Raw genomic sequence first — 19,208 nt, 5'->3', positions numbered from 1 at the left:
CGGCTGCCCCGCACCTGCGAGAATGCGCGCCATGCGTGGCCGCCCCTTCCCGTTCCTGCGTCGCCTGCCGGCGCTGCTGGCGTGCCTGCTGCTGTGGACCGCCCTGCCCGCCCTCGCCGTGCAGCGGCCGGCCGTGAGCAGCGGGTTGCCCGGCTACGAGCACACCGCCTGGCGGGTCGGCCAGGGTGCACCCGGTGACATCTGGGACATCAGCCAGGACCGTGACGGCCTGTTGTGGTTGGCTACCGGTTCGGGCCTGTACCGATTCGACGGACGTCGCTTCGAACGGCAGGCGCCACCGGCTGGCACCCGCTACCCGTCCACCAACATGGTCACGTTGGAACACAGCGCCGATGGCGCACTGTGGATCGGCTACTTCCAGGCAGGCATCAGCCAGTTCGCGCGCGGCCAGCTGTACAACTACGGCCGCGGCCAGGGCGTGCCGGTTGGCGTGGTACCGCACTTCAGCCAGGACCGAGACGGCCGCATGTGGGCAGCCATCAATGGAGGGCTGCGCGAGTTCGATGGCCAGCGCTGGCAGCCGCTGCCCGCAGACACGGGCGTTCCGGAACACCGCGTGCAATGGGTGCTGCACGACAGCCGTGGCACCTTCTGGGTACTGGCCAACCTCAGGATCTGGATGCGTCCTGCAGGCCAACCGCGTTTCGAGGACACCGGCATTGCTGTATCCCAGATGGCGACGCTGACCGAGAGCCCGCAGGGCGAAGTCTGGCTGGCCGACCGTGTGCGCGGCACCTCGCCGCTGGCCAATGCGCAGGGCCTGCTGCCGGACAGCGAACGCGAAGCGCGACGCCTGCCGGACCTGGTCGCCGCGCGCCTGCAGTTCACTGCCGACGGCGCGTTATGGGCCACGATGAGCCCGCATGGCGGTGTGGCCCGGGTCACGTTCGACGGCAGCCGCGCCGTGCGCATGGAGCGTTTCGATTCGCCGCACGGGCTGACCGCCACCTCGGCCGTGCCGATCATCGCCGACCGCGAAGGCAATCTCTGGGTCGGCACCAATCTGGGCCTCAACCGCTTCCGCGTGCGCAGCGTGCACACGCTGGCGGTCGGCCCCAGTGATCCCTATCGCTCGCTGGTGCGGGCCAGCGATGGGCGTGTGTACGGCTACGGCGAGGACCTCAAGCCGTACGACCTGCGCCGGCCACTGCTGGAAGGCAGCGCCGCACAACTGCAGGCGGCCGCGCGCCGGGCGCCCACGCCGATCTGGCAGTTCGACTGGGTCAACCTGGCACGCACTGTGGCCGGCCACACCACGCTGATTCCGCTGCCCGAGCCCTTCACCGGGCAACCGCTGCATGCCCTGCTGTTCGCCGATGACGACCAGGCCTGGGTCTGCACCGGTGAACGTGGCGTGCTGCACTATCTGCACGGCCAGTGGCAGCGCGAAACGCGCCTGCCCGAACAGGCCTGCTCATCACTGGCGCTGGATGCCAATGGCCAGCTGCTGCTCGGCTATGCCGACGGCCGGCTGCGCAGCATGGGCGCGACCCGCATCGAAACCTTCGATGCCAACCACGGGCTGTTGGTCGGGCCGGTCACCGCGCTGCTGCACCACCAGGACCTGTTGCTGGTGGCCGGTGAGGCCGGGCTGGCCGCCCGCCTCGGCAATGGCCGCTTCATGCCGGTCAGCACCGACATGGCCGACGTGCTGGAGGGCATCACCGGCATGGTTGCCGATGCGCACGGTCACCTGTGGCTCAATGGCAGTCGTGGCCTGGTCCGGTTGGGGAGCGATCAGTTGCGGCGGGCGCTGCGTACCGGGCAGCCGGTGACGCCACGCCTGTTCGATGCGGTGGATGGCATGCCGGGCATCGCCCTGCAGAGCGGACCGATCCCCACCGCCGTGCTGGCCGACGACGGCCTGCTATGGCTGGCCACCAACCAGGGCCTGGCCTGGCTGGACACCACCCGGTCGCACGTCAATGCGATGGCTCCCAGCGTGCGCATCGGCGACGTGCTGCATGGCAGCGAACGGCAACCACTGCGGGACGGCCTGCGCCTGCCGGCCGGCACCAGCCAGCTGCAGATCGACTACGTGGCGCTGTCGCTGGCACGCCCGGAACGCAACCGCTATCGCTATCGCCTGTCCGGCGTTGACGATGGCTGGCAGGACGCGGGCAGCAGCACCCGCGCGTATTACACCAACCTCGCGCCAGGCAACTACCGGTTCGAGGTGGAAGCCGCCAATGAGGACGGCATCTGGAGCACCGCACCGGCCAGCCGCAGCTTCCGCATCGCGCCTACCTTCATCCAGACCGTGTGGTTCAAACTGCTGTGCACCGCCGCCGTGCTCGCACTACTGGTGCTGGCAGTACGCATCCGCAGCGGGCAGCTGGCCGCGCTGTTCCGTGCGCGCCTGCAGGAACGCAATGGCGAACGCGAACGCATCGCGCGCGACCTGCACGACACCCTGCTGCAGGGCAGCCAGGGCCTTATCCTGCGCCTGCATGCGATCAGCCAGTCACCCCAGACCCCCGAGCCGGTGCGCAGCCAGCTGGAGTCGGCGATGCAGCTGGCCGAGCGCAACCTGGCCGAGGGCCGCGAGCGGGTCAATGCGCTGCGCGAGGGGCCGTTCGCGGGTCGCGACCTCGCTTCGGCACTGGCCGATGTGCACGCCGAGTATGCCGGGCACGGCACCAATCCGCTGCGCCTGACCGTGGAAGGCCCCCACCCACCGCTGCAGGCTGATGCCGCCGAGGAAGTGTTCCTGATCGGACGCGAGGCGATCCGCAATGCGCTGCGCCATGCCAATGCCAGCGCCATCGAAGTGGAGCTGTCCTACGGCACGCGGTGCTTCCTTCTACACGTGCGCGATGATGGCGTGGGCATCGCCGACGAAAATGCCGGCCATGGCCATTGGGGCCTGCAGGGCATGCGCGAGCGCGCGCAGCGCCTTGGCGCGGAACTGCAGCTGTGGACCCGCCCCGGGCTGGGGACCGAAGTCGCGCTGGCAGTTCCCGCCCGGCGCCTGTATCACCGCCGCCCATCACGTTGGCGCTGGCCCTGGAGTAGAACGAGCCATGACTGAAACCCCTGCCCCGATCGGCGTACTGGTGGTCGACGACCACCCGCTGCTGCGTGACGGCCTGGCCGCCCTGCTGGGCGCACAACCCGATCTGCGCCTGCTCGGTGAAGCCGCCGACGGCGAGGAAGCCATCGCACGCTACCAGCAGCTGCAGCCGGACGTGGTGCTGATGGACCTGCAGATGCCCCGCCTGGATGGTGTGGAAGCCATCGTGCGGATCCGCGCAATGGACCCGCGCGCGCGCATCATCGTGCTGACCACCTACCGCGGTGACGTACGTGCGGTGCGGGCGTTGCAGGCCGGCGCCAGCGCCTACCTGCTGAAGGACATGCTGCGCCACGAGCTGGTCGACACGATCCGCATGGTTGCGGGCGGCCGGCGCGCGCCGATTCCACCAGCGGTGGCGGCGAGCATCGCCGCGCATGTGGTGGAAGACCGGTTGTCGCCGCGCGAGACCGAAGTGCTGCGGCACGTGGCCGGTGGCCTGTCGAACAAGCGCATCGGCGAGCGCATGCAGATTTCAGAGCAGACGGTGAAGGCGCACATGAAGAGCCTGATGGACAAGCTGGGCGTGGGCGATCGCACGCACGCGGTGACCCAGGCGCTGCGGCGCGGCATCATCAGCCTGGACGACAGCGGTCACGATTAGGGGGTTGTTCGGCAGGGCTGCAAGCCCTGCCGAACACCCCCCTTACTTCAAGCGCAGCAGCAGGCTGCCGCCCGCACACACCACCGCCAGCCAGGCCACGCCGTGCCACCCCCACTGCGCCAGCGCCAGGCTGCCCAGCGCACCACCGGCGGCCATGCCGATGAACATGCCCGTGAACAGCAGCGCATTGAGGCGGCTGCGGGCCGGCGGCACCAGGCCATAGACCAGCGTCTGGTGCGCCACCAGCGCCGACTGGAAACCGAAGTCGAACAGCAGCGCACTTACCACCAGCAGCGGCAGCAGCGCAACGGCCGGCAACCAGGCTTCGGCCAGCAGCAGCCCGAAACCCACCAGCGCCACTGCGATCGCCAGCCGCGCCACCGCATGGCAACCCAGGCGATCGGCGAAACGTCCTGCAAACGGCGCAGCCAATGCGCCGGCCGCGCCGGCGATACCGAACGCACCCGCCGCCGCACTGCCCAGCCCCAGGCGGGCATGCAGCATCAGCGCCAGCGTCGACCAGAACGCGCTGAAGCCCACTGCCAGCAACGACTGGCTGGCCACCGCACGGCGCAGCTGCGGCTGCTCGCGCCACAACGCCAGCAACGAACCCAGCAACGCCGGATAGCGCAGCGTGCTGGTCGGTGCGAAACGCGGCAGCGCGCGCGCCATCACCGCGCCCATCACCGCCACCGATACCGCGGCCAGTACGAACTGCGTGCGCCAACCCCATGCTTCAGCCACCACGCCACTGACCACGCGCGACAGCAGGATACCGAGCAGCAGGCCGGTCATCACCCGGCCGACGATCTGGCCGCGTTGTGCATCCGGCGCCAGCACCGCAGCGGCGGGCACGATGTCCTGTGCCAGCGTGGCCATCAACCCGACCAGCAGGCTGGCCATCAGCAGGCCCGGCAGGTGCCCGGCCATCGCTGCAGCGCCCAATGCCAGTGCCAGCAACGCGGACTTCAACAGGATCAGGGTGCGGCGGTCGAAGCGGTCGCCCAACGGCGCCAGCAGGAGAATGCCAAGCGCATACCCAAGCTGGGTCAAGGTCGGCACCAGGCCGGCGGCGCGCTCGCCTGCGCCGAGGTCCTGGGCGATCAGGCCCAGCATCGGCTGGCTGTAGTACAGCGAGGCGACCGAGAAGCCGGCGCCGGCCGCCATTGCCAGCACCAGCGGGGTGGAGGGTGCGGTCGCGGGCGCGGCGACGGATAGCGAAGGGGTAGACATTGGGGGAGTCCGGAGGAGGAAGTGGGCGTATCCTGCCGGTATTCGCCCGGCGTCTGTAGTAGGCTCCTGCACATACACTTCATACGTGAAACGCATGAATGACCTTGCCACCGGCGCGGATCGCCTGGATCTGCTGCGCACCTTCCTGCGCATCGTCGATGCCGGCAGCCTGTCTGCTGCTGCCGTGCAGCTGTGCACCACCCAGCCGACGGTCAGTCGCCGCCTGCAGGCACTGGAGCGACAGCTCGGCCTGCGCCTGCTGCAGCGCTCCACCCACGGCCTGCAGCTGACCGAAGATGGCCTGCGCTGCCAGCGCCATGCGCAACGCGTGGTCGACGAATGGGAGTCGCTGCAGGCCGAACTGCACGGCGAACCGGAAACGCTGCGCGGACGCCTGCGGGTGATGGTGCCGCACGCTTTCGGCCAGGCGCAGCTGCTGCCGACCATGCTGGCATTCCTGGCCCAGCACCCGCAGCTGAGCCTGGAGTGGATCCTGGAAGATAGGCGCCCGGACTTCATCGCAGAAGGCATCGACTGCGCGGTGCGGGTGGGACCGGTCGACGAACCGCGCATGGTCGCACTGCCGCTGGCCGAAGTGCCGCGCATCGTCGTGGCAGCGCCGTCGCTGGTGCAGTCCACCGCGATCAGCACACCAGAACAGGCGCAGGCACTGCCGTGGATCTCACTGGTCACCTACTACCGCGAACGCCTGTTGCTGCATGACGCACAGGGCCGCGCGCATACGCTGTCGATCAGCCCGCGCCTGCTCAGCGACAACCTGTTCGTGGTGCAGCAGGCTGCTCGCGCCGGGTTGGGAGCCGCCGTAGTCTCGGCCTGGCTGGTGGCCGACGACCTCGCACAAGAGCGTCTGGTGCAGCTGCTGCCGGACTGGCAGGCGCCGGCACTGCCGGTGCATGTCGTGTTTCCTGCTGCGCGCCAGCAGCCGCCGCGGCTGCGCGCCTTCATCGATGCGATGAAGGCCGCACTGCCGCAGCTGCATGGCATGCGGCCGGCACCGCGTTAGGCCAGCGGCCGCGTCATCCACGCATGGCGTGGATGCCGTCCAACCCCATAGGGTCGGATCCCTTCCCACCGGGAAGGGCTCTGACCCTGTCGATCACTGCGTCTTCGCCGCCTCGGCATTCCACGCCGCCACCTTGGCCTTGGTATCAGCCAACATCTTGTCCAGCGCAGCGCGGTCATACACGCTGCCACGCAGGATCACGCTGTCGATCTTCCCGGTGGCGGCGATGTCCTGCAGCGGGTTGGCGGTCAGCAGCACCAGATCGGCGGCCTTGCCCTGTGCGACACCACCGTAGCGGTCCATCTGGCCGAACCAGGCCGGACCGGAACGGGTTGCGGCCGACAGCGCCTGCGGTGCGGTCAGGCCTTCCTTCACGAACAGCTGCAGTTCCTGGTGCAGCGCGATGCCCGGGAAGTTGAACGAATTGAGGAAGCCCGCATCGGTACCGGCGATGATCGTCACGCCCGCCTCCTGCAGCAGCGGCAGCACCGCGGCCACCTGGTGGTACTGCGCGTGGCGCGCTTCAATCTGCGCCGGCGTGGCCTTGGCTGCGCGGTCCACGCGCCACTGGTAGGTCGCGCGCAAGCCAGGGCCGATGTAGGCCAGGTACGGATCGTTGGCGTGGTCATCCTGGTCAAGGAAGTCGAGGATGCGGCCACCGTTGAGGGTCGGGGTCACGAATACGCCGCGCTTTGCGAAATCACGGTAGGCATGCATCGCAGTGTCACGGTCGAAGCTGGCGTCGAGGCGCCGGTTGGCTTCGGCACGGTCGATGCGGCCTGCGCCGAAGTCAGCGGCGATCTGCGCCTCGTCCTTGCTGCCGGCCTTGAATGCGTAGTCCAGATGCTCGATCGAAGCCAGGCCGGCATCGACCGCCTGCTCCACGGTCAGTGCCATCGGAATATGCCCCGAGGCTTTGAAGCCGGCCTTTCGCGCAGCGCTGGCCGAGTACAGGAACAGTTCCGGCTTCAGCGTGCTGTCGGTGATCTTCACGAAATCGACCTTGTCATGCTGCAGGCGGGTAATCGCCTTGTCGGCGTCGGCCTCGCTGCCCACTTCGATCGTGCCCTTCCAGACCGGCTTGATGCCTTCGATCTTCGCGCCGGAACTGAGCAGGCGCGGGCCGAACAAGGTGCCCTTGGCGATCTCGCCACGCCACTGCAGCACCTGCTCGGGCAGATCGCCGGAGCAGTCACGCACCGTGGTGATGCCATGCGCGATGTACAGCGGCAGCAGCGCCTTGTTCTCTTCGATCAGCGCCGGACCACCACCGAAGTGCACATGCATGTCCCACAGGCCCGGAATCAGGTACTTGCCCTTGGCATCGATCTGGCGGGCCGCACTCCATTGGCTGCGCAGCTGCGCGTCCGGACCGACGGCGACGATGTCCTCGCCACGGATCACCACGCTCTGCCCGGCCAGCGTGCTGGCGTGCTCGACATCGACCACGGTGGCATTGCGGATCAGCAGGTCGGCGCGCTCGGCGGCAGACGCCGACAGCGGTGCTACCGCAAGGAGGATGGCAAGGGACAACGGACGGGAACGGAACATGGACAGCATCCTGATGGGCACGCCCAGCGTGCGGGTGGAAGGGGGTTGCATTCAACGCACCGCGCCGTGCTGGCGCAGCAGGGTCTCAATTCCGGTATAGCCGCGCTGGCGCGCGTGCGCCAGCGGCGTCACGCCGTCGCCGTCGGCAAGCTCCGGGTCGGCACCGGCCTCCAGCAGCAGCTGCACGATCTGCACGTGGCGCGCACCGCCATCGCCGAGCAGGATCGCTTCCAGCAGCGCGGTCCAGTGCAGCCGGTTGACATGGTCCACCGCCACACCGGCCCGCAGCAGCGTGCGCACAGTGGCGACGTGACCGCGCTCGGCGGCCGGAATCAGCGCGGTGCCGCCATAGCGGTTGGTGCTGCGCAGATCGGCGCCATGCGCCAGGGTCATCGCCAGGATCTCGTCCAGGCCGCGCGCACCGGCGTACAGGTAGGCGCTGTCCTGCAACGCGTCCTTGGCGTTGACGTCTGCCCCGGCCTCGATCAGCTCACGCGCGGCATCCACGTTGTTGCCATGCGTGGCCAGCAGCAGCGCGGTGCGGCCCTGGCCATCGCGCGCCTCCAGCGTGGCGCCATCCTCGATCGCCTGTCGCACCGCATCGGCGTCGCCGCGGCTGGCGGCATCCCGCAGGCGCGCGTCTGCGTCGGCCCTGGACGTGGCGGTGCAGGCAGGGGTGACCATGGCCAGCAGGCACAACAGCAGCACGCGCGTGAACGGCGCAGGCCAACCAGCGGAATGATGGACGCGCATGACAGTGTCTCCTCATGTCCGTCGCCACGGAACGCCGTGCGACGGTAGCAACAGCCGGGCGTTGCCGGCCCCTGCCCTGCATGGTAGAAGTCGGCCTGGGTATCCAGAAGTGAAATGTTCAAATGCAAGACAGTGCCAAATCGAATAGAACCCTGTTCGAACTGGACCTGCTGCGGGCGCTGGTGATGGTGGCCGACTGCGGCAGCTTCACCACGGCGGCCACGCGCCTGCATTCGACCCAGTCCACGGTCAGCCAGAAGGTGCGCCGGCTGGAGGAACTGGCCGGGCATCGCCTGCTTGAACGCGGCCATCGCGACGTGCACCCCACTGATGCCGGCCACACCCTGCTCGGCTACGCGCGGCGCATGCTCGACCTGAACGAGGAAATGGCGCAGGCGCTGGCCGGTGCGATGGTGGAGACCGCAGTCCGCATCGGCGTGCCCGAGGATTTCGTCAACGCGCAGACCACGCGCATGCTGGCCGCCTTCAGCCGTCGCCACCCGCAGGTGAAGCTGGAGATCAGCAGCGGCCTCAGCCGCGACCTGGCGCAGGGCTTCGATCATGGCGAGTTGGATCTGGTGCTGGTCAAGCAGCGCCGCAACAGCCGCCAGGCCGTGCACTGCCGCCGCGAGCCGATGCACTGGATCGACAGCCTGCGCAGCAGCTGCCTGCAGCAGGACCCGCTGCCGCTGGTCACCTTCCCCCCGCGCGGGCTGTACCGCGACGAGATGATCCATGCCGTGGAAGCGCTGGGCCTGCGCTGGCGCATCGCCTTCACCAGCTCGTCGCTGAGCGGCATCCAGGGCGCGGTGGCCGATGGCATCGGCATCAGCCTGCTGCCACGCCGCGCGGTCAGCCGCGAGCACCGCATCATCGATGGCGAGCGCGAGCTGCCGGTGATCGACAACTACGAAATCGGCCTGCTGCACCGTGCCGACGCCGACGATGCCGTGCGTGCGCTGGCCAGCGAGCTGTGGCGGCAGGTGCAGCGCGAACCGGACTGACCACGGTAGATCCACGCCATGCGTGGATGCCTTTCGCGCATCACGCATCGAAACATGGTCACTCCGGCCGTATAGCGGGCAACAATCGCCTCGTAGAGTGCCTGTTGTTTCCGTGCCCCACGGCGCCCTGCCATGTCCGACGAAATCCCCACCCGCTTCGATCCCCTGCCCGCTGCCCTGCAGACGCATCTGCAGCACCAGCGCTCGCTGATCGCCGCGCGCGTGGCGGCCGGCTTCCCGACGTTGCCGGTGCAGTGGCCGCTGGCGGCCAGCACACTGCAGCGCGTGATCGATGCCAAGCTGATCGACCGTGCCGACTGCGATGGCTGGGAAGCGCTGGGCGTGGCATTCGGTGACACCCTGGCCCAGCGCGTGCCGGGCCTGGCCTGGATGCAGGTCACCGATGCATGGGGCATCGACGCGGTGCTGCGTTATGCCGACAGCAGCCTGCAGATCGGCGCCAGCACACTGCTGCTCAAGCGCGTCGAACAGGGCGAGATCATCGACATCGCCCACCTGCTTGCGTGGCTTGAGGAATTCGTCGCCACCCGCGCCGACGATTACGCCTGACGGTACATCGGGGTAGATCCACGCCATGCGTGGATGAATGAGACCACGCGATGGCGCATCCACGCCATGACGTGGATCTACAGCCAGCGGCCGTCGACCACCACGCGGCGCTCCACCGGCACCCCGGCCACAGCGGCCGGGCCGTGGTCGGCACGCACGGCCACGAACGTCGCCGGCCGGCCTTCGGCAATACCATGCTGCGGCAGGCCGATCGCCTGCGCGGCGTGGGTGGTGACCATGTCCAGCGCCAGCATCAGGTCGGCATCGGTGTAGAAGCCGGACCGGTAGCCCAGCAACATCGCCCGCTGCAGCAGGTCGCCGTTACCGTACGGCCACCAGCAGTCGCGGATGTTGTCGTTGCCTGCGAACACGCGCACACCGGCATCATGCAGCGCGCGCAGCGGCGGGAAAGGATGATCGCCCGGCGCGTTGCTCATGATCGCCACACCCGCCGTGGCCAGTGCTTCGCCCACCTGCAGCGCGCGCGCCAGCGGCACGTCGCCCAGCGAATAGGCATGGCTGACCGCAACCCGCCCCTGCAGGCCGGCGGCCCGCGTCCGCGCCGCGATGCGCAGCAGCTGGGCCAGGCCGGTTTCGCCGGGCTCGTGCAGATGGATGTCCAGCTGCACGCCGTAACGCTCGGCCAGGCCGAACAGCAGCGCCAGCTGGCCTTCGGCATCACCATCGAGCGTGGTCGGGTCGATGCCGCCGAGCACCTCCACGCCCGCGGCAAGCGCCTGCTCCAGTACGGCGGCGGTGCCGGGACAGGACATCACCCCGGCCTGCGGAAACGCCACCAGCTGGATCCGCATGATGTCGGCGCAGCGCAGTGCCGCCTCGCGCACCGCTTCGAGATGGCCGAGACCGGTGCTGCCGTCGATATCGACATGGCAGCGCATCGCCACCGTACCGAAAGCACTGCATTGGCGGATCAGCGCCTCGGCACGGTCCACCATCGGTGCCGCACCCGCCACCGCCGCCTTCTCCACCGCCAGCCGCTCACGCAGGCTGTTCACCGGCTGGTGCGGGTGCCAACGGTCGCCGACGAAGCTCTTGTCGAGGTGAATGTGGCCGTCGACCAGCCCGGGCAGCACCGCGAAGCCCTGCAGGTCGACGCATTCCGCCGCGTCGGCCGGCGCCGCCTCGCCATTGAGCCCGCTGATGCGGCCATCACGGATATGGAAATGCAGTGGCGCACCGTCGCGGTCGACACCGCCATGGACGAACTGGAGGGTCATCGGGAACTCCCGGAATGCCAAGAATGGCGCCATCGTGCGCCTCGCCGCAGCCATCGGCCAACGAAATATCTGGATGGCACGCATTCACCAGAACGATGACTGCCCTGCGACAACCGGTCGCAGCCACGCCGTGCACACCCCTGAACGGGTAACATGGGCGCCTGTTTCCGCTGTGATGCCGCATGGGCCCGTCCGACCGCCACGATCGTCTCCGCCGCTGGCAGGCCGCGTCCCTGCTTGCCGCCGCCCCGATCGCCAGCCTGTCCGCCACTGATGCGGCGGCCGCTGCGCCGCTGCAGTCGCCGCCGGGTCAGCAGCGCATTGCCCCGGCTGCACTGGTCGAGCGCCTGCACCAGCGCGTGCTGTCCGGGCAGAGCGCCACTGCCACGCTGGAACACTGGTGCGCCGAGCACGGCCTGGCCGAACAGGCGCGGGTGCGTGCAGTGCGCGTACACGGCCAGGACAAGCCTGCCCCCGCCGACGTGCTGCAGGCGCTGGGTGTGAAGCCAGGTGCCGAGCTGCGCTATCGCCGCGTGCAGCTGGTCTGCGGCAGCCGCGTGCTGTCCGAGGCCGACAACTGGTACCTGCCCGGCCATCTCAGCCCGGCCATGAACCAGGTGCTGGACAGCACCGACGAACCGTTCGGTCGCGTGGTCGGCCCGCTCGGTTTCCAGCGCCAGACCTTGGCCGACCAGACGTTCTGGCCGCCGCGGGGCGAAGGCGACCGCGGCGTGATCCTTGAAGTGCGCGCCCTGCTGCGCGACCGCCAGCAGCAGCCTTTCAGCTACGTCATCGAGTCGTACCTGCAACAGGCGCTTCCGTAACGCGCCGTGGCGCCGGTCATCCGCCGGCGCTACGGGCCCGTGATGCCGTTGGCGGCCGGATCCACCGAGAACACGAAGCGCCCGCCATGCTGGTCCCTGCCCCATGTCATCGGCGCCGTGGCCAGGCTGTAGACCGGGGCCACCTTGTCCATGCCGATCGCCTCGGACCAGGCACTGAAATCCTCATCGGTACGGCTGCGGATCTCGCCAACGCACAGGCTGTAGCCGCAGGCAAAAGACACCAGCGTGCCGTCGTTGCCGATGAGCCGGGTCGCGGCCGCCCTGTAGAGCCGGGTCAGGTCCTGCACTTCCAGGTGACCGGCTGCATCGCGCTCGAACTGGCTGATCGCCTGCGCGAAGGCCTTGTCGGAACCCAGCACCGCCTCGCTCTTCTGTGCGGACACCGCACCCTCGTTCAGCAGCATGCGCTCGCCCTCGAGGAAGTGACCCTCCGGTTGCGCGAGCCCAGGGGCAGCCGTCGTGGTACTCGATGCCGTTGGCACGCGCGCTGATACAGCATCGGTCGCGGGGTTGGAAAGGGACGGCGCAGGCGCGGCATTGGCCACCTCCGCGGCATCCTCCACGCTGGCCGCCTGCCTGCCACTGCAACCTGCAATGGCCAGCACGGCAATCACGCTCCACCCCCTGACATCCATGCGCATCCTCCTCCGTGTATCGCCACAGCATGCCATGTGCGCGCCGGCAACACGGATGCACTGCACAAAGAAAAGCCCGGCAATGCCGGGCCTTTCGTTCGCCTGCCGGATCAGCGGAACCGGTAGTCCAGCTGCACCCAGTACTGGCGGCCATACGGGTCGTAGTTGCCGACCGGGTAGAACGGCCAGCCGCCACCGTTCTTGTCCGCCGGCGGGCGGCTGTCACGCAGGTTGTTGACGATCACGCCCACCGACAGGTTCTCGCCGAACTGGCGGAACACGCTGGCGTTGTAGGTCATGTACGGCGCGATGCGGCCACTGCCATCGGTCTTCGGCAGCGAGCCGAAGCGGTTGCCGTACAGCGTGGTGGTCCAGTCTCCCTGGTTCCAGGTGATGCTGCCGTTGGCCTTGCTGCGCCACTGGTAGTCATCCAGCGAATTGCGGATGTCACGCTCCGGATCATCGGAGAACTGCCGGTACTTGTGCTCCAGCACCACGGTGTAGGCCAGGCGCGTGGTGAAGCGGCCATAGCGACCGGCATCGAAACGCCAGTTGCCCTTCAGGTCCAGGCCGCGAACCGATTCAGAGGCGGCGTTGATCGGATTGATCAGCACACGGGTCACCTGGTCCGGCTGCACGGTTGCATTGGACGGGTTGCGGATCACACGCGACAGCGCGTCCTGGCACAGCGGTGAGCCGATGTCACGCGCTTCGCCGCCCAGCGTCTTTCCCAACCGGCAATCGGCCTCGTCGCGCAGGATGCGGCTGGTATCGAGGCTGGTCACCTCGTTGTCGATGCGGATGTCGTAGTAATCGGCACTGAAATCCAGGCCAGCCAGCGGCGACCAGACCACGCCGAAGCCATACGACTTGGCCGACTCCGGCTGCAGCTGCGGGTTGGCACGGTTGCTGTAATCGATCGACAGGCCGTTGTAGTCGCAGTTGTCATACGACTGGCCTGCGGTGCGGCAGCGCCAGTAGTCGGTCATGCCCGGGTTGTAACCACGCGTCTCGGTCGCGAACACGTAGTTCATGTCCGGCGCCCGGAAGCTGGTGGCAGCGGTACCACGGATCAGCAGGCTCTCGATCGGCCGGAACTCGACGCCGAAGCTCCAGGTCGCCTTGCCGATGTGCTCACCACCGGCACGGTACTGGTCATAGCGCCCGGCCAGGGTGGTGGTCAGCGACTGCAGCAGCGGCAGCTGCAGCTCCACGCCGGCAGCATAGCGGTCGCGCTCGCCACCGGCACCAATACCGGCGCTGGTGTTCCAGAATTCACCGGTGCCCAGTCGGGGGTCCGGTCGATTGCGATAGCCCTGGCTGCCAGCCTCGACCACCGCGGCCAGCGCAGCGTCGCCACCGGGCAGTGCGAACAGCCGGCCGTTGACGCTGGCGCTGAAGGTCTGCAGCCACGCCGCGTTGCGGCTCTCCTGGTAGCCGGACAGGCTCTGGTACTCGTTCGGGCTCAGCGGCTGGAACAGGCGCGCCGGATCCGGCGCATAGACCTCTACACCATTGCGCACGCCCAGCTTCGGGCCAAGCAGGTATTCGTTGATCCCGGCCAGCAGCACCGGGCGGCGGGTGCGGTTCTCGTAACGCGAACGGCTGTAGACCGCCTCATAGTCCCAGCCACTGTCGCCGATCTGGCCGCGCGCGCCGACGTTGAATGACCACGAATTTTCCAGGAAACGATTGGCATTGCGCGGCAGGCCACCGATTTCCTCGGGCGCAAAGCGGCGGTACCAGCTTTCCAGGTTGCCGGTGGTCTGGTTGTAGAAGTAGTTGCGGGCCGAGGTCCAGGTGGGCGCACGGGTGTTGTTGGTGATGCGTGCGCTGCCCACGGCCAGATCGGCGAACAGGTCGGTGGTCTCGTTGACGTGGAAGGTCAGCAGGCCGTAGCCGTTGAGGTTGCGCTTCTCGGTCTGCACCGTCCAGTAGCTGGCGGCGGCCTCGTTGCTGCCGCAATACCAGCCCTGGCGCGGGTTGAAGGCACGGAACACGCTGCCGCCATAGATATCCGACGCCGCGTCGCAGCCATTGGCGCCCGGATCGATGTTGCGACCGGTAGCGGCGTTGCGGCGATACGCGATCGCGGTCGCCTGCGGCGCCTTGCCGGCGGGGTCATCATCCAGCGAGTCCATGAAATCGCGCTGGCGCGCATGGATCGCCTTGCGCACATCGAACTCGAAGCCGAACAGCGCATCCCAGCGCTCGCCGGAACTGCCACCAACCACCTGCGCGCGCTGGTTGTCGCCACCGCCCTGCTGGGTGCCGCCGGCCCGCACGTTCACGTCCACACCCTCAAAGCGGTCCTTGAGGATGATGTTGACCACGCCGGCGATGGCGTCGGAGCCATACACCGCCGACGCACCGGCCGCCAAGACCTCGATGCGCTCGATCAGCGCACTGGGAATGTTGGCCAGGTTGACCACGTTCACCGAGCCCTCGTAGGCCAGCGGGTAGTCGGCCTGGCGGCGGCCGTTGACCAGCACCAGCGTGCGGTTCGGGCCCAGCCCGCGCAGGTTGATGGTGTTGGCGGCCGGGGTGAAGGTGTTGCCGAAGTCCTCGCCCTGCACGTTGCCGGTGTTTTCAGTCAGGGCGCTCAGCGCGTCGAACGCGTTGCGGTAGCCCTGCGCGTCGATCTGCTCGCGGCTGATCACGGTCACCGGCGACGGCCCTTCGACACTGGCGCGCGGAATGCGCGAGCCGGTGACCTTCACTTCCTGCAATGAGGTGGGTGCGCTTTCCTGCGCGAAGGCCGGCGACGACACCAGCATCAGGGACGACAGCGCGAGCACCAGCGGACGCGGGCGCAGCGCCTTGTGGGAGGCAGACATGGGCTTCCTGGGGGAGTTGGACGGGTGGTATGGGACCGGAGGCCTGCGCGGCGCATAACGATCCCGTAACGAAAGTGTCCTGAATGGATGGTTTCAACGGAAATGACCAGCCCTGATGGACTTATGCCTGAACCGAATCAGGCTCCGCCCGGTGATCGTCGCGTTTTTGCAATCTTTTGAATGGTCTGGCGAACCGGGCATTGCCATCGTTCCGGGGATGATGACCCCGTACCCCACATCCCTCCTCCCCCCGCTGCGCCCTGTGTCGCGCCGCCATCTGCTGCAGTTGCAGATGGCACCGGTCACCCTGCGCCCGTTCCAGCGGGCCGATCTGCCGGCCTGGCGCCTGTTCGACGACCGCCGCCGGCGCGGGCGCCGCCATCCGGCCGGTATCGACGAAGAAGCCCGCTTCCTTGCCCACATGCATCGCTCGCGGCTGGAGCAGGACAACGACCAGCTGCTGCTGGGTGTGTTCGATGACGAGCACGGCACTGTCCTGGACCAGCTGCATGTCCGCCTGCAGTCCCTGCATACGCGCTGCGCCGAGCTTCTGTCGCTGCAGCACTGGCACCCGCACGTGGATGCAGCGCTGCGCGCGCTGTGCCCGTTCCTGTTCGAGGATGTGGGCGTGCACCGCCTGTTCGTGATGCTGCCACCGGACTGCAGTGACCCGTTCGCCACTGCGCTGCACGCCTTCGGCTTCGAGCACGAAGGCCTGCTGCGCGACCATCATCTGGATCTGGATGGCTGGCAGGACCGCCAGCTGCTGGCGCTGACTGCACCGGTCTGGCGCAGCCGCCAGCAGCCACCGGGTTAGCGGACCCGCTCCAACGCGTCGCCTGCGCCGGTCAGCACCGAGCAGGCGTGGTCCTGCAGTTCTTCGGCGCTGGCCTCGTTGCCGGTGCCGGCGTCCACCCGGGTCGCCAGCAGGATGAAGCCCGGGGCGCCCTGCACGGCGTCCCGGCCGGCCACGACCAGGCTCCACTGACCAACATCGTCCACGCCTGCGAGATCGTAAGCCAGCAGATTGAGCGGATTGGCGGTCAGTTCCGCGCCCGCCAGCAGGCGTGCCTGGTATTGATGGCCGCGCAGCAGGACCGGCAGCGGTGCCCAGCGGCTGCCGAGGGCGGCAGCATGCGTGTCCAGCGCCTGCAGCACGTCGGCGCGCAGGCAATCCACGTGGATATGCAGCTGGTGCTGCGAGCGGCCGTGCGGCGAGTTCAACGCCAGGCTGGCGACGTTGCGCGGCAGTGGTTGCCGCAGGGCCTGTTCGGTGTGGCTGCGCGCCTGCCAGGCGGCAGCGAAGTAGTTCGGTGCACCACGCTGGTACAGGCTGCGGCTCTCGATACCGCTGACCTTGTCCAGCGGCATCAGCAGGAACTGGTAGTCGCCGTGCGCATCCTTGACCAGCACATCGCGGCGGTCTGCGGCTGTCTCCACGTGCAGGCAGTCGCCGCGTGGACCTTCGGCGCCCCGGCAGTCACGTTCGATCAATCGCCACAATGCATCGGAATGGGCCGGCGGCGGCGGCGCACTGGCACAGGCGGACAACAGCAGCAGGGACGACAGCAGGAAGGGGCGCAGGGACACGGCAACGACTCACGGAGCAGGCACGGCAGACAGCACCGCGCTGCATTCTAGCCAGTGCGAAGCTGCAATCAGTAGGTGCCGAACGGCACTTCAACCACGATCGGGGCGGCACCCTCGCCGGCCTGCAGGCTGTAGCGGTCCAGCGCCCCATCGTCATCGGCGTGCGGCTGGCGCTGGAAATGCAGCGGGTAGCGGGTGTCCCCCAGGCGCACGGCGCTGCCGTCGGCCTCCAGCGCGGCACCTTCCGGAATCAGCAGCCCGCCCAGGTCACTGTAGGCGCCAGGCACATCGGCGAAGCTGTAGTCGGCCAGCTCGTCCACCCGCTGCATCGCATAGACGTGCGGCACATAGGGACGTGCGGGGCTGCGGCCATTGCTCAGGTCGGTCACCCAGGCCTGCGGCAGGTGGTACTGCTCGCGCAGCGCGGCCACGCCCAGCGAGGGGCTGGCAACCTGCAGGCAGCACACTGTGCGCTTGCCTTCGCGGTCAAGAATGGCGAAACGGTCACCGCGGGTGGCCGCCTGCGGCAGCATGGCGAAGGCCAGGTTACGCTGGGCCGGTGCGTAGCCCGCTTCGGTCTGCAGGTTGCGCCAGGCACCGAATACCGGGGTTTCGACCGGCGCGGGTTCCGGATCGGCAGCGGAGGCGGCAAACGCCACGCCCAGCAACGACAACACCAGCGCCGTCATCGTCTTGTCTTTGCCGCGGAAACTGCCTGCCGTCATACCGTATCCAACATCTGCGCCGGAAAGGCCCGGCCTGCCCGCTGGCGTACTGCCAGCCATTCCTCCCACTATGCAATGACCACGCTGTGCCGGCAATGACCGGGACGCTGACGCCTTTCGCACGCTCGGTGCTATCGTTCCCGCCATCTTCCCTGCGCAGGAGCGCTCGCATGTCTGCATTCCGTCTGTCCTTGTTGCTGCCGGCCTCTGCCCTGCTGCTGTCGGCCTGTGTCAGTACGCCTGGCCCGGAAGTCAAAGGCAGCGGCCGCTGCGACGCCAGCCAGCTGGGCTGGGCGATCGGCCAGCCGGCCAATGAGCCCAACATCCGCCGCCTGTCCCGCGAGAGTGGCGCCGGCCTGGTCAACCCGATCGGCCCCAGCACCATCACCACCAAGGACATCCGCCAGGACCGCCTGCGCGTGTTCGTGGACAAGGACAACATCATCACGTCCACGCGCTGCGAGTAAGCGCCGCCACCGCTTTTGTAGGGTCGAGCCATGCTCGACTGGCTTTTCGCGCCGCCCATCCGAAGACCCGTCGAGCATCGCTCGACGCTACAATTCAGGGTTCGGTATAGCCGGCACAGTCCGGCAGTGCCTGGTCCGGGTGGAACATCCCCGCCCCGAAGCGGAACAGCCGGGTGTAGGTACACGCCGGGTCCTGTTCGATGCGCAGATCCTGCTTCTTCAGCGGCCCCCTGGCCAGCGAATCCTCGAAGCGCGAAACACCGGCCGGGTACCGGGTCGCCACGGTCTGGTAGCGCAGCACTGGCATGCCCTCGGCAACCGTATCCAGCGCCAGCTTCGCCGAGAACCCGTATTCGTCGTGGCAGGCACCGGCGCGCTGCCTGATGTCCTGCTCGCTGAAACAGGCGCGGATCATCGCATTGCCCAGCCATGGCACGGTCAGCACGTCGTCGTCCACCTGGATGTCGTCCTGCAGGTGACGCACGCGTGCCAGCTGCAGCGTGGACGCGTCGGCACCTCCACCGGAGTACATGGTGCTGAACTTGACGATGCCACCCACCAGCACATTCTGGCGGGCGCGCTGCTGCGGGTCGGTCACCGGTTCATCGCTGCCCACGCCAGGGGCCAGCCGCACGATCCATGGCCACAGCGACAGCTCGCTTTCCTGCGGCACGTCGATGCTGACGTGGTAGGTGTGCGGCTTGCCCTGGCCCGGTGCCTTCTCAAGCACTTCCAGCACGGTCGGCCGGTTACCCTCCTCGGCAACCGGCTGCACGCGTACGCACCAGTTGCCGTCCCGCGTGCAGTCATAAAGCCCCGACGGTCCAGTCTCACTCGCGATCAGTACCTGTCCCAGCGGCTCCATCACGTTGCCGGCGGCATCGCGCTGCTGCGGCAGGATCGCGCTCTGGGCCAGCGCCAGCAGCGGGGTCGCCAGCAATGCAGTGCACAGGGTGGCGCGGACGGCGGCGGTGGGCATGGATGGCTCCTGCGGATGGGCTTCCGATGGTAACCGTTGCCCGGGCGTTGCCCGGGCGG

At 68.2% G+C, this 19,208-nt stretch carries 17 protein-coding genes; 8 read left to right on the top strand and 9 right to left on the bottom strand.

Going from position 1 to position 19,208, the window contains the following annotated elements; all coding sequences use genetic code 11:
- Positions 1-22: 22 nt before the first annotated feature.
- Both AC5P9L_RS05685 and AC5P9L_RS05680 read left to right on the top strand, forming a co-directional pair.
- Positions 23-3,052, top strand: coding sequence for a sensor histidine kinase (locus tag AC5P9L_RS05685; RefSeq protein WP_279915561.1), 3,030 nt, complete (start codon positions 23-25; stop codon positions 3,050-3,052).
- The gene (locus AC5P9L_RS05680; protein WP_005413756.1) at positions 3,045-3,698 is read left to right on the top strand and encodes a response regulator; all 654 of its coding nucleotides are present in this window, start codon (positions 3,045-3,047) and stop codon (positions 3,696-3,698) included. The genes AC5P9L_RS05685 and AC5P9L_RS05680 overlap by 8 nt, the downstream gene beginning before the upstream one ends.
- Before the next feature lie 42 nt (positions 3,699-3,740).
- Here the strand turns inward: AC5P9L_RS05680 and AC5P9L_RS05675 are convergent, their stop codons facing one another.
- Positions 3,741-4,931: an MFS transporter gene (locus AC5P9L_RS05675; protein WP_012480562.1), complete on the bottom strand. Its 1,191-nt coding sequence runs from the start codon at positions 4,929-4,931 to the stop codon at positions 3,741-3,743.
- Positions 4,932-5,025: 94 nt separating this feature from the next.
- On the opposite strand from AC5P9L_RS05675, the gene AC5P9L_RS05670 reads away from it, so the two are divergent.
- A complete protein-coding gene (locus AC5P9L_RS05670) occupies positions 5,026-5,955 on the top strand; it encodes a LysR family transcriptional regulator (RefSeq protein WP_262101616.1) in 930 nt (309 codons plus the stop codon).
- A 93-nt stretch (positions 5,956-6,048) separates the two neighbouring features.
- Here the strand turns inward: AC5P9L_RS05670 and AC5P9L_RS05665 are convergent, their stop codons facing one another.
- Positions 6,049-7,506 (bottom strand): amidohydrolase family protein, encoded by a 1,458-nt coding sequence (locus AC5P9L_RS05665; protein ID WP_043035216.1) that lies wholly within the window; start codon positions 7,504-7,506, stop codon positions 6,049-6,051.
- A gap of 51 nt (positions 7,507-7,557) precedes the next feature.
- Positions 7,558-8,259: an ankyrin repeat domain-containing protein gene (locus tag AC5P9L_RS05660; RefSeq protein ID WP_012480565.1), complete on the bottom strand. Its 702-nt coding sequence runs from the start codon at positions 8,257-8,259 to the stop codon at positions 7,558-7,560.
- Between the two features lie 122 nt (positions 8,260-8,381).
- Here AC5P9L_RS05660 and AC5P9L_RS05655 point away from each other — a divergent pair, with 122 nt between their 5' ends.
- The gene (locus tag AC5P9L_RS05655) at positions 8,382-9,263 is read left to right on the top strand and encodes a LysR substrate-binding domain-containing protein (protein ID WP_012480566.1); all 882 of its coding nucleotides are present in this window, start codon (positions 8,382-8,384) and stop codon (positions 9,261-9,263) included.
- A gap of 132 nt (positions 9,264-9,395) precedes the next feature.
- The gene (locus AC5P9L_RS05650) at positions 9,396-9,833 is read left to right on the top strand and encodes a DUF3806 domain-containing protein (RefSeq protein ID WP_012480567.1); all 438 of its coding nucleotides are present in this window, start codon (positions 9,396-9,398) and stop codon (positions 9,831-9,833) included.
- A 77-nt stretch (positions 9,834-9,910) separates the two neighbouring features.
- On the opposite strand, the gene AC5P9L_RS05645 is transcribed toward AC5P9L_RS05650, so the two are convergent.
- Entirely contained in the window at positions 9,911-11,071 is a 1,161-nt protein-coding gene (locus AC5P9L_RS05645) for an amidohydrolase family protein (RefSeq protein WP_043035214.1), read from the bottom strand.
- A gap of 182 nt (positions 11,072-11,253) precedes the next feature.
- Between AC5P9L_RS05645 and AC5P9L_RS05640 the strand changes: the two genes are divergently transcribed.
- On the top strand, positions 11,254-11,895 hold the full coding sequence (locus tag AC5P9L_RS05640; protein WP_012480569.1) for a hypothetical protein: 642 nt from the start codon (positions 11,254-11,256) through the stop codon (positions 11,893-11,895).
- 29 nt (positions 11,896-11,924) lie between these two features.
- Here the strand turns inward: AC5P9L_RS05640 and AC5P9L_RS05635 are convergent, their stop codons facing one another.
- Positions 11,925-12,551 carry a hypothetical protein gene (locus AC5P9L_RS05635; protein ID WP_043035213.1) on the bottom strand — a complete coding sequence of 209 codons (627 nt, stop codon included), beginning with the start codon at positions 12,549-12,551 and terminating at the stop codon, positions 11,925-11,927.
- Positions 12,552-12,661: 110 nt separating this feature from the next.
- Positions 12,662-15,388: a TonB-dependent receptor plug domain-containing protein gene (locus AC5P9L_RS05630; protein ID WP_043035212.1), complete on the bottom strand. Its 2,727-nt coding sequence runs from the start codon at positions 15,386-15,388 to the stop codon at positions 12,662-12,664.
- A 217-nt stretch (positions 15,389-15,605) separates the two neighbouring features.
- On the opposite strand from AC5P9L_RS05630, the gene AC5P9L_RS05625 reads away from it, so the two are divergent.
- Positions 15,606-16,205, top strand: coding sequence for a GNAT family N-acetyltransferase (locus AC5P9L_RS05625; protein ID WP_060380803.1), 600 nt, complete (start codon positions 15,606-15,608; stop codon positions 16,203-16,205).
- On the opposite strand, the gene AC5P9L_RS05620 is transcribed toward AC5P9L_RS05625, so the two are convergent.
- Both AC5P9L_RS05620 and AC5P9L_RS05615 read right to left on the bottom strand, forming a co-directional pair.
- Positions 16,202-16,978, bottom strand: coding sequence for a CDP-diacylglycerol diphosphatase (locus AC5P9L_RS05620; RefSeq protein WP_060380804.1), 777 nt, complete (start codon positions 16,976-16,978; stop codon positions 16,202-16,204). The two genes, AC5P9L_RS05625 and AC5P9L_RS05620, sit on opposite strands and share 4 nt — an antisense overlap.
- 68 nt (positions 16,979-17,046) lie before the next feature.
- Positions 17,047-17,703: a hypothetical protein gene (locus tag AC5P9L_RS05615; protein WP_060380805.1), complete on the bottom strand. Its 657-nt coding sequence runs from the start codon at positions 17,701-17,703 to the stop codon at positions 17,047-17,049.
- Positions 17,704-17,873: 170 nt separating this feature from the next.
- Here AC5P9L_RS05615 and AC5P9L_RS05610 point away from each other — a divergent pair, with 170 nt between their 5' ends.
- Positions 17,874-18,170: a hypothetical protein gene (locus AC5P9L_RS05610; RefSeq protein ID WP_005413768.1), complete on the top strand. Its 297-nt coding sequence runs from the start codon at positions 17,874-17,876 to the stop codon at positions 18,168-18,170.
- Positions 18,171-18,264: 94 nt separating this feature from the next.
- Here AC5P9L_RS05610 and AC5P9L_RS05605 read toward each other — a convergent pair whose 3' ends face one another.
- Positions 18,265-19,149: a hypothetical protein gene (locus tag AC5P9L_RS05605; protein ID WP_149501188.1), complete on the bottom strand. Its 885-nt coding sequence runs from the start codon at positions 19,147-19,149 to the stop codon at positions 18,265-18,267.
- Positions 19,150-19,208: the final 59 nt, after the last annotated feature.

The sequence above is a fragment of the Stenotrophomonas sp. YJH_SMC_64 genome, from assembly GCF_059371375.1.
Note: the sequence above shows the minus strand (reverse complement) of the source record. Positions and strands in the feature narration are given on the sequence as shown.

Coding starts and splice junctions, on each gene's coding strand:
- AC5P9L_RS05685 (WP_279915561.1), top strand. CDS start 23: ATGCGCGCCATGCGTGGCCGCCCCTTCCCGTTCCTGCGTCGCCTGCCG.
- AC5P9L_RS05680 (WP_005413756.1), top strand. CDS start 3,045: ATGACTGAAACCCCTGCCCCGATCGGCGTACTGGTGGTCGACGACCAC.
- AC5P9L_RS05675 (WP_012480562.1), bottom strand. CDS start 4,931: ATGTCTACCCCTTCGCTATCCGTCGCCGCGCCCGCGACCGCACCCTCC.
- AC5P9L_RS05670 (WP_262101616.1), top strand. CDS start 5,026: ATGAATGACCTTGCCACCGGCGCGGATCGCCTGGATCTGCTGCGCACC.
- AC5P9L_RS05665 (WP_043035216.1), bottom strand. CDS start 7,506: ATGTTCCGTTCCCGTCCGTTGTCCCTTGCCATCCTCCTTGCGGTAGCA.
- AC5P9L_RS05660 (WP_012480565.1), bottom strand. CDS start 8,259: ATGCGCGTCCATCATTCCGCTGGTTGGCCTGCGCCGTTCACGCGCGTG.
- AC5P9L_RS05655 (WP_012480566.1), top strand. CDS start 8,382: ATGCAAGACAGTGCCAAATCGAATAGAACCCTGTTCGAACTGGACCTG.
- AC5P9L_RS05650 (WP_012480567.1), top strand. CDS start 9,396: ATGTCCGACGAAATCCCCACCCGCTTCGATCCCCTGCCCGCTGCCCTG.
- AC5P9L_RS05645 (WP_043035214.1), bottom strand. CDS start 11,071: ATGACCCTCCAGTTCGTCCATGGCGGTGTCGACCGCGACGGTGCGCCA.
- AC5P9L_RS05640 (WP_012480569.1), top strand. CDS start 11,254: ATGGGCCCGTCCGACCGCCACGATCGTCTCCGCCGCTGGCAGGCCGCG.
- AC5P9L_RS05635 (WP_043035213.1), bottom strand. CDS start 12,551: ATGGATGTCAGGGGGTGGAGCGTGATTGCCGTGCTGGCCATTGCAGGT.
- AC5P9L_RS05630 (WP_043035212.1), bottom strand. CDS start 15,388: ATGTCTGCCTCCCACAAGGCGCTGCGCCCGCGTCCGCTGGTGCTCGCG.
- AC5P9L_RS05625 (WP_060380803.1), top strand. CDS start 15,606: ATGATGACCCCGTACCCCACATCCCTCCTCCCCCCGCTGCGCCCTGTG.
- AC5P9L_RS05615 (WP_060380805.1), bottom strand. CDS start 17,703: ATGACGGCAGGCAGTTTCCGCGGCAAAGACAAGACGATGACGGCGCTG.
- AC5P9L_RS05610 (WP_005413768.1), top strand. CDS start 17,874: ATGTCTGCATTCCGTCTGTCCTTGTTGCTGCCGGCCTCTGCCCTGCTG.
- AC5P9L_RS05605 (WP_149501188.1), bottom strand. CDS start 19,149: ATGCCCACCGCCGCCGTCCGCGCCACCCTGTGCACTGCATTGCTGGCG.